The organism is Oceanobacillus arenosus, from assembly GCF_003369575.1.
In the GTDB taxonomy this organism is placed as follows: domain Bacteria; phylum Bacillota; class Bacilli; order Bacillales; family Amphibacillaceae; genus Oceanobacillus; species Oceanobacillus arenosus.
Genome location: NZ_PIOC01000033.1, coordinates 181225 through 191234, shown reverse-complemented (window position 1 = coordinate 191234; position 10010 = coordinate 181225). Strand labels below are relative to the sequence as shown.

The 10010-nt window shown below is 39.9% G+C and carries 9 protein-coding genes; all 9 read right to left on the bottom strand.

Annotated elements, in window-relative coordinates:
• Positions 1-701: 701 nt before the first annotated feature.
• On the bottom strand, positions 702-2183 hold the full coding sequence (lysS, locus tag CWR48_RS20175) for a lysine--tRNA ligase (RefSeq protein WP_115775080.1): 1482 nt from the start codon (positions 2181-2183) through the stop codon (positions 702-704).
• Positions 2184-2241: 58 nt separating this feature from the next.
• Positions 2242-2736 (bottom strand): 2-amino-4-hydroxy-6-hydroxymethyldihydropteridine diphosphokinase, encoded by a 495-nt coding sequence (gene folK, locus CWR48_RS20170; protein ID WP_115775079.1) that lies wholly within the window; start codon positions 2734-2736, stop codon positions 2242-2244.
• Complete coding sequence (gene folB, locus CWR48_RS20165) at positions 2733-3098, bottom strand: dihydroneopterin aldolase (protein WP_211316788.1); 366 nt, start codon at positions 3096-3098, stop codon at positions 2733-2735. Before folB ends, folK begins: the two co-directional genes overlap by 4 nt.
• Complete coding sequence (gene folP, locus CWR48_RS20160) at positions 3091-3921, bottom strand: dihydropteroate synthase (RefSeq protein WP_115775089.1); 831 nt, start codon at positions 3919-3921, stop codon at positions 3091-3093. The genes folB and folP overlap by 8 nt, the downstream gene beginning before the upstream one ends.
• Before the next feature lie 99 nt (positions 3922-4020).
• Positions 4021-4953, bottom strand: coding sequence for a cysteine synthase A (cysK, locus tag CWR48_RS20155; protein ID WP_115775077.1), 933 nt, complete (start codon positions 4951-4953; stop codon positions 4021-4023).
• A 134-nt stretch (positions 4954-5087) separates the two neighbouring features.
• Positions 5088-5990, bottom strand: a complete 903-nt coding sequence (locus tag CWR48_RS20150) for a peptidylprolyl isomerase (RefSeq protein ID WP_115775076.1) — start codon at positions 5988-5990, stop codon at positions 5088-5090.
• A gap of 19 nt (positions 5991-6009) precedes the next feature.
• A complete protein-coding gene (hslO, locus tag CWR48_RS20145; protein WP_115775075.1) occupies positions 6010-6879 on the bottom strand; it encodes an Hsp33 family molecular chaperone HslO in 870 nt (289 codons plus the stop codon).
• Positions 6876-7655, bottom strand: coding sequence for a type III pantothenate kinase (locus tag CWR48_RS20140; RefSeq protein WP_115775074.1), 780 nt, complete (start codon positions 7653-7655; stop codon positions 6876-6878). Before CWR48_RS20140 ends, hslO begins: the two co-directional genes overlap by 4 nt.
• 306 nt (positions 7656-7961) lie before the next feature.
• Entirely contained in the window at positions 7962-9971 is a 2010-nt protein-coding gene (gene ftsH, locus CWR48_RS20135) for an ATP-dependent zinc metalloprotease FtsH (protein WP_115775073.1), read from the bottom strand.
• Positions 9972-10010: the final 39 nt, after the last annotated feature.

Genomic DNA, 10010 nt, shown 5'->3' with positions numbered 1-10010 from the left:
CGCCAGCGTTCGTCCTGAGCCAAGATCAAACTCTCCAATAAAGTGTTTGAAATGAAATTGACACCAATCAATTCCATATAATGTCTTAGCATTAAGAAGTGTTACCTTCTTGTTTTGTTGAAAAGAAAACACGTTTCTTTTCGTTGACATACTGGTTGTTTTGTTCAGTTTTCAAAGAGCAAATGTTGTTGACGCTTCGTAAATCAGCGACTTTATTAATATAACATATCTCACAGTCGAAGTCAACTATTTTGTAAAATATCTTTTACGAAGAATTTATCTTCTGTTGTGAGCTTGTCGCCTTCCTGTGAAGCAACGTTTATAAATTTACCATGTTTGTTTTTGAAATGCAAGAGGAAATTTAAAGTAAATCACCGAAAGTTCATATTCGATTTATTTTGATAATTGACAACGTGAAACAAACCTTGTCATATAAGGGGTTCCTGCCTATTTATGCTAGATATCATGCACATATCCTCTCTATATAATCGCACTAATAATGACCACTTCCAATGCCCTCGTACTATTCTCTTCTACTACTTTGATTGATGATAAACAACTAAGTAATACATAGAATACCCCATTTTCTATTTATAAAACCTTTTTTCTTCCCATAATACATTTCTCACTTACTAAAAAAACTCTAAAACGGGATTAAATTAATTGAATCTCCGTTTTAGAGCCTTTCGCTAGTTATAATATTATTTATTCCGCATTTGTGGGAATAGGAGTACATCACGAATTGATGGTGAGTTTGTTAATAGCATGACGAGACGATCAATGCCGATTCCAAGTCCGCCCGTTGGTGGCATACCATACTCTAACGCTTCTAGGAAATCTTCATCCATTAAGTGGGCTTCGTCATTTCCTGCTTCTCTCTCCTGTACTTGTGCTTCAAAACGTGCGCGTTGGTCAATCGGATCATTTAACTCACTAAATGCATTCGCGTGTTCACGCCCTACAATAAATAGCTCGAAACGGTCAGTAAAGCGCTCATCTTCTGGATTTTTCTTTGCAAGTGGTGAGATATCAACTGGGTGACCATAAATGAATGTCGGCTGAATTAACGTTTCTTCTACCTTTTGTTCAAAGAATTCATTTACGACATGACCAAAGGACATCGTGTCTTTTATTTCAATACCATGGTCTTTTGCTAATTTACGTGCATCTTCATCACTCATCTGTTGCCAGAAGTCTACTCCTGTTTGTTCTTTAACAGCATCAACCATATGCAGTCTTGTCCATTTTGGTTCAAGGTCAATTTCATATTCCCCGTAAATAATTTTCGTAGAACCTAATACTTCCTTCGCTATATAGGCAACGAGATTCTCCGTTAATTCCATAATGTCATTGAAATCGGCATATGCCTCATATAACTCAATCATCGTAAACTCAGGGTTATGTCTTGTTGACACCCCTTCATTACGGAAAACTCGACCGATTTCATAAACTTTTTCAAGTCCACCTACAACCAATCGTTTTAAATGTAATTCAATCGCAATACGCATATATAGTTCAATATCTAGCGCATTGTGATGGGTAATAAATGGACGTGCAGCTGCACCACCTGGAATGCTATGTAGCATTGGTGTTTCCACTTCTAAATAACCATGTCCATTTAGATATTCACGAATCGATTGGATGATCTTACTGCGAAGAATAAATGTCTTTTGACTATCTGCATTGGTAATCAGATCTAAATAGCGTTGGCGATAGCGTTGTTCAACATCCTTCAATCCATGATATTTCTCTGGTAATGGACGAAGTGATTTCGTTAAAAGTTCGAACTTCTCCGCTTTAATAGATAGTTCTCCAGTATTTGTACGGAATATCGCACCTGTAACACCGACAATATCTCCTAAATCGATTGTATTGAAAACTTCATAAGCATCGTCACCGATTTCATCTTTCCTTACATAGATTTGGATTTGACCACTTAAATCTTGAACATGCGCAAATCCAGCTTTCCCTTTTCCACGTTTGGTCATAATTCTGCCAGCGATAGTAGCCTTTTCAGCCTTTTCCTCTAATTCTTCCTTAGATAGTGAATCATATGTCTCAATGATATCATTAGCCAGATGGGTTCTGTTAAACTTCCCACCAAATGGATCAATCCCTTTTTCTCTATATACATTTAACTTGTCACGCCGTACGAGCATTTGCTCATTTAATTCCTCTGACACTATTCATCACTCCAATCATTAATATAGGTATAAGTATATAAAATTTGTCTAATTATACTTATTTCTTCCATTTCCGTACATCCTTCACATCTGCATCAGATAACCCTTCAATCAATTCCTGTGGGCGCTTATTCCAGACCGGGATAATGAAATCTGCCGCAATTTCCTGTAATGGGATGAGCACGAACGCACGCTCATGCATACGGGGATGGGGAATAATCAATCTTTCTATTGTACTATTTTCTTGATTATAGGTCAAAATGTCAAGGTCTATTGTTCGCGGTCCAAAGCGAATATCTCTTTTCCGCCCCAATTCTAATTCCACTTGCTGACAGTACTCCAGTAACTTCATAGAAATGAGGGCCGTATCTACCTCAATTACCATATTTAAAAAATCCGCTTGATTTGTGTATCCTACTGGTGCCGTTTCATAGATTGATGACTTTTTCTGAATCGCAATTGCTTGATGCTCCCCCAATATACGTAATGCATCTTCAAGGTAGGCATGCCTTGGTTCAATATTGGTTCCTAACGCTAAGTATGCTTTGTTCATATGGCTTTCTCCCGATATATTTCTACCGCTACGGATTCATAATGTCCGACGATTGGTGGGTTAGGTTTTACTACCCGCACCGTGCACGCGGTTAATTGCGTAAAAGAAGATAATAGCTGGTCAGCGATGCGCTCTGCTACCGCCTCGATTAAATTCAGTGCGCTACCTTCAACAATACGCTTGACCTGATCATATACCTCACCATAGTGAATCGAGTCATTCATATTATCCGATTGTCCTGCCTTTTTTAAGTCCACGAGAAGTTCTACATCAACATTAAATCGTTGCCCTAGTCGATTTTCCTCTGGCATCAATCCGTGAAATCCATAGAATTGCATGTTATTTAGTAAGATTTTATCCAATATGTGCACCACCTTTTCCAAGCATTGCATCCATCATCACTGCTAATTCTTTATTCACCTTTACATTATGAACACGAACAATATGCGCTCCTTTAACAATTCCTAAACATGTCGTCGCCCCTGTCCCATTATCTCTTTCCTGTGGTGGCAGGTCCAATACATGTCCGATAAATCGTTTACGTGATGTCGCTAATAAAAATGGATAACCCATCGCAACAAATCGCTCGAGGTTATTCATTACAATTAAGTTATCTTCAGCTGATTTTGCAAACCCAACACCTGGATCTAGAATAATATTCTCCTTGGATACGCCGGCACGGATTGCAATATCAATGCTCTCTTGTAAATCGGCTTTCATATCGTCGATCAACGAATTGTAATTTTCATTCATACGATTATGCATTAAAATAATTGGCACATTATATGTCGCCGCAACCTCTGCAATTGCTGGCTCCATTTTCGCACCCCAAACATCATTAATAATATCGGCCCCCGCTTCGACGGCATGTCTTGCTGTTTCTGCTTTAAACGTGTCAACGGAAATCGGAACATTGACCTTTTGTTTCACTGCTTCAATGATTGGCACAACACGCGCAACTTCTTCCTCAGCAGATACAGGCATGTGTCCCGGTCGTGTCGATTCGCCACCAATATCAATGATGTCGGCACCTTGCTGCACCATTAATTCTGCTTGCGCTACTGCCTTTTCTATCGTTGTATAGCTCCCTCCATCAGAGAAAGAATCGGGAGTAACATTTAGAATACCCATAATATGGGTGCGTTTTGTTAAATCGAGTGTATGATTCCCTGTTTTTAAAAACATGACTCTATCCAACCTTCTTCCGTTAATATCCTTTTCTATCGTACCACAGATAGGGAATAAAAAAAGGATTAGCACCATCATCGCTAATCCTTTCTCTTATTACTCGTTATCCTCATCAAATTGATATAAAGCTGTTGATAAGTAACGTTCTCCATTATCTGGAAGAATCGCTAAGACCTTCTTCCCTTTCCCTAATTCCTTCGCAACCTTTATAGCTGCAGCAACTGCTGCACCAGAGGAAATTCCTCCTAGAATACCATTTGTTGTTGCTAATTTCCGTGAAGTTTCAAATGCTTCCTCATTTTCGACCTTAATAACCTCTTCGTAAATCGTTGTATCTAAAATCTTCGGTACAAAGCCTGCACCAATTCCTTGAATCTTATGCGGGCTAGGAGATCCACCTGATAGCACTGGTGAAGCTGCTGGCTCCACTGCATAAAGCTTGATTCCTTCAAAATGCTCTTTTAGCACTTGACCTGCACCTGTGATTGTTCCACCCGTTCCAATACCTGAAACGAAAGCATCCAAGCCATCCTTCATTTGTTCCACTATTTCTTTACCAGTCGTACGAGCATGTACTTCTACATTTGCCTGGTTTTCAAATTGTTGTGGCATAAAGTAGCCATTTTCATTTTTCAATGCTTCTGCTTTTGCAATCGCACCCTTCATTCCGTCTGCACCTGGAGTTAGTACAAGTTCAGCACCATATGCGCGAAGAAGATTACGGCGTTCTTTACTCATTGTATCCGGCATGACGAGAACCGCTTTATAGCCTTTTGCTGCAGCTACCATCGCTAGACCAATCCCAGTGTTGCCACTTGTTGGCTCAATGATCGTATCACCAGCTTTTAACACGCCTTCTTTTTCTGCCGCCTCTACCATGGCCATTGCAATACGGTCCTTCACAGAGCTGCCAGGGTTAAAGTACTCTAATTTCGCATAAACATCTGCACTATTTTCATCTGTAAGATTATTCAGTTTGACAATTGGTGTTTCACCTATTAATCCAATAATTGAATCTGAAACTCTCATACAATCCCCTCCAAATCCTAGTATTTATATATGGTTAATTTATAATCTTTTCAAACAATTGTCAAGCTTAAAGAAAAAGCATGATAGGTATATAGTCTATTCGCTCCTATATACCTATCATGCTCCATTTTATTTTAATCTTCGTATAACCATTCAATCTCTAGTTCTTCCCATAAGGGGTTGGCTGATAGTGATTGTTGTGATTGCTGTAATGCCAGCTCACTTTTAACATATGGCTTAATTTCATCATAAGTAAACGTAATGCTCGGAAGATTACGATGCAGGTAAATGATCGCTACTCCGGTATCCACTTGAAATGGCTCACTATATGTTTCTTCCTCCATCTCCTGTGCTACTTCTTCATAGCCAGCAGGAAAAAACTGACTCGATGTTGTAAGGAAGCCAATATATCCTCCAGCATCCTTCGTTTCCTCATCAATGGAATATTCCTGTGCTAATAACGGAAAGGCTGCACCTTGATCCAATTCCTTCTTTACCTTTTCTGCTGTAGCCAAATCCTCCACGATTATATGGGAAATTTGCATGGAAGAGTAGAAATTGTATTGATTCTTATATTCATCATAATGGGCCTGTATCGATTCTTCGGGAATATCGATATCCTTCGTCAACAATTGTTCCAACTGGTAGCGATAGGTAATAGCGCGTACCCAATCTTCTTCATTCGCCGCAAGTTCCTCCGCAGTTAGGACACCTTGCATCGAGGTTAGAAATGCCAGCTCACGCTCAATTACTTTTTCATCAACAACAATTTTATTTTCCTTTGCCAATTGTTCAACAACAGATTGGTCAATCATTTTCTTTAATTGATTTTCACCAAAATCATTGGTAAGCGCACTGATCCACTGCTCATACGTAATCTCTTCGCCGTCAATCTTAGCGACAGAGCCCCTCTTTTCTACTTTTTTTCCACTGTTATCGTCAACGACAAACTTCTCATTTTGGTTCCAAAACAGCAATGTAGCAATATTGGTGATGAGGAGGACGATAATAATACCTAATAGCAATTTTTTCGACATACAAATACGCCTTCCTTCACTACTGTTTCAGTGCTTCAAGTTCTTCCTCCGTGAAATGGTAGGTTTCATTACAGAAATGACAGCTTGCATCTGCACCATGATCTTCTTTAATCATACTCTCAATCTCTTCGTTTCCTAATCCAATAATCGCATTTGCAATTCTTTCCTTGGAGCATTTGCAGCGAAATTCTAATGGCAGCTTTTCCAGTATTTTTACTTCTCCCTCGCCGAATAGACGATCGAGAATTTGTTCTGGTGTATTTCCTTCCCTTATCAATGTAGAGATTGGTGGTAGAGCACTAATTTGTTCTTCTAAACGAGAAATAATTTCATCGTCTGCGCCTGGAAGTAATTGAACAATGAATCCTCCCGCTGCAAGAATCGTATGGTCAGGGTTTACCAACACACCCGCGCCAACTGCTGATGGAACTTGTTCAGAGGTTGCGAAATAATAGGTGAAATCCTCACCAATCTCACCTGAAACAATCGGAACTTCTCCAGTGAAAAATTCCTTTAATCCTAAATCTTTAATAACACTTAGACTTCCCTCTTTACCAACCGCACGGGAAACATCGAGCTTACCCTTTTCATTTAATTCAAAATCCGTATGTGGGTTCGCAACATATCCACGTACATGTCCTTTTGCATTTCCGTCTGCGACGATTACGCCAAGTGGTCCATTGCCCTCAACTTTAATCATCGTAGAATCTTCACCCTTCATCATTGCACCCATCATTCCAGTAATGGTAAGGGTTCTACCAAGTGCTGCAGATGCTGTTGCCCATGTATCTTGACGTCTTCTTGCTTCCTCAACTGTATTCGTTGATGTAGCCGCATACGCACGGACCTTTTTGTTATGTGTTATTGCTTTTATTATATAATCACTCATGATGTCATCCCCTTAAGTTTCTGATAAATTACATACAATCCTTTTAATGTTAAATGCTTATCCACTTTGTCAATTGTTTCGGACTCCTCCGAGACAAGGATAGACTGGCCACCTGTTGCAATTACTTTTGGTGAATCTTTCATCTCATTCTTGATTCGATTGACGATTCCGTCCACCATTGCAGCAGAGCCGTAATATGCACCTGATTTCATTGCTTCTGTCGTTGATTTTCCAACAACGTTGTCCGGCTCTTCGATTTCAATTTTACTTAACTTCGCTGCTTTATTATATAGTGCATCCATAGAAATGTTTATTCCCGGGGTAATAATACCTCCACAATATTCTTCTTGCCCATTGATATAGCAATAGGTCGTTGCTGTTCCAAAGTCGATGATAACTAGTGGAGCGCCATATTCTTCAATCGCCCCTACCGCATTCACTACTCTGTCCGCACCAATTTCCTTTGGATTCGGATAGTTCATTTTCAAGTAGGATGTAAAATCTTCCTTCCCTATCACGTAAGGGTCTATATTAAAGTAATCATGGCTCATTTTCTCCAAAGCAAACATGATTTGTGGCACAACAGACGAAATGACGACCCCATGAATGTCGGAAAAACCAATACCTCGATGATCAAAGAGCGATTTGATTAATATTCCAAACTCATCCTCTGTCTTATATCGATCGGTTTTTATCCGCCATTCATGTTTCAATTGGTCTTTCTCAAAAACGCCTAAAACCGTATTCGTATTTCCTACATCGAGAACAAATAACATGTCTCACCATACCTTTCTAGCTAGAAACGAAATGTGTATGCATCACTATTTTTTAATATACCATATAATAGTTTTGGAACAAAAGCGGAAGCAACCGCGGTCGAAAATCCCGACCATTAACATGCCCCTTTTTCATCATCTGTTGCGCTTGATAGCAGGTAGCTTGTCCTACTGCTCGGGAATTGCTAGTAAAGCAACCATCTTATATAAAGCGGAACATCCTCCAGGGTCGGCTTACTTCCAGTTAATGCGGGAGAAAATAGCCTAAAAAAACAGCAGCCACCGATTTAAGTGACTGCTCTGCTATTATTTCCGTTCTTCATCTATATTAGAAGCGGATTGATTATCATTCATAATTGGATCATCGATATATTTCTTACCAGATGATTCGTCATTCTTAACTTCCTTTTTCACTTCTTCAAATGACTTTCCAATGGATTCATCTTTAGATTGGATGTTAACTTTTACATCTTCACCTGCCACTGGGTCAGGAAGTTTTCCTTCATCCCATAGTGAGCGAATTTGTTTCGCATCCAATGTTTCAACGTCAAGTAGAGTTTGAGCGATAAGCTCTAGTTTATCTTGGTTCTCAGTAAGAATCGTCTTCGCACGATCATAGCAATAATTGATAAAGTTTTGCATTTCTGTATCAATATCATGTGCTATGGAATCACTGTATGTTGGTTCGTTTTGTATATCACGACCTAAGAATACATTTCCACCACCGCCAGATGTAAATTGCAATGGACCAATCTTATCACTCATACCATATTCTGTAATCATCTTATTCGCAATGTTCGTTGCACGTTGGAAGTCATTAGAAGCACCTGTACTTACTTCACCAAAAGTAATTTCCTCCGCTACACGTCCACCCAATAAGCCTGTGATCTTATCGAATAATTCCGGTTTTGTCATGAAGTAACGGTCTTCTCTCGGAAGCATTACTGCATATCCACCAGCTTGACCACGTGGTACAATCGTAACCTTATGCACCATATCAGCGTCATCTAAAACCATTCCAATTACCGTATGACCACTTTCATGGTAGGCAACAATATTTCGTTCTTTTTTCGATATGACACGACTCTTCTTCGCAACCCCAGCAATCACACGGTCGGTTGCTTCATCGATATCCAGCATGCCGATCGATTTGCGATTATCTCTTGCCGCAACTAGTGCTGATTCATTTAGCAAGTTCTCGAGGTCCGCACCAGAGAATCCTGGCGTGCGCATCGCGATTACTTTTAAATCAACTGTACTATCTAATGGTTTATTTCTAGCATGGACTTTAAGTACCGCTTCACGACCATTCACATCTGGACGGTCAACAGTAATTTGTCTATCAAAACGACCTGGACGCAGTAATGCGGGGTCAAGAATATCCGCGCGGTTTGTTGCCGCGATGATGATAATTCCTTCGTTTGCACCAAATCCATCCATTTCAACGAGCAATTGGTTTAGCGTTTGTTCACGTTCATCGTGACCGCCACCCAGTCCTGCGCCACGCTGACGACCTACTGCATCAATTTCATCGATAAAGATAATACATGGTGCATTCTTCTTCGCGTTTTCAAATAAATCACGTACACGTGAAGCACCGACCCCGACAAACATTTCGACGAAGTCTGAACCACTGATTGAGAAGAATGGTACACCCGCTTCACCAGCTACCGCACGAGCAAGTAAGGTTTTACCTGTTCCTGGAGGCCCTACAAGGAGCACCCCTTTCGGAATACGTGCACCAACAGCTGAGAATTTACGAGGATCTTTAAGGAAGTCAACAACCTCCACAAGCTCCTGCTTCTCTTCATCTGCTCCCGCAACGTCTGTAAAACGAACTTTCTTCTTATCATCTGTATACATTTTAGCTTTACTTTTACCAAAGTTCATGACACGGCCACCGCCGCCGCCACCTTGAGCTTGACTAAGAATAAATAAGAAAAATAGTCCAATTAAAAGAAAAGGTACTATACCTGTTAAAAAAGTCAGCCATGCGCTCGGTCTTTCTGCTTCCAATACGGTCAATACACTTTGTTCGCGTGCAGTTTTTGTAATGTCTGCAATAATGTCCGTATTATCAGGTACTTGTGCAACAAACTTCTTATCACCATCCGTTAGCACCCCTGCGTAACGAATAATCCCATTTGCAGGCTGATACGTCATTTCCTTAATTTCACCGTTATTTAAAGACTCCATAAACTCTTGTACATTCAATTCTTCACTTTCTTCACCTTGTCCATTAAACACTGTAAAGACACTAAAAATGACAAAGAAAATGAGCACCCAAAAGAATACTCTACTAAATATTTTACTCATTTCCTACCTCCTCCCAAGTGGGGAAAAACTATACTACAT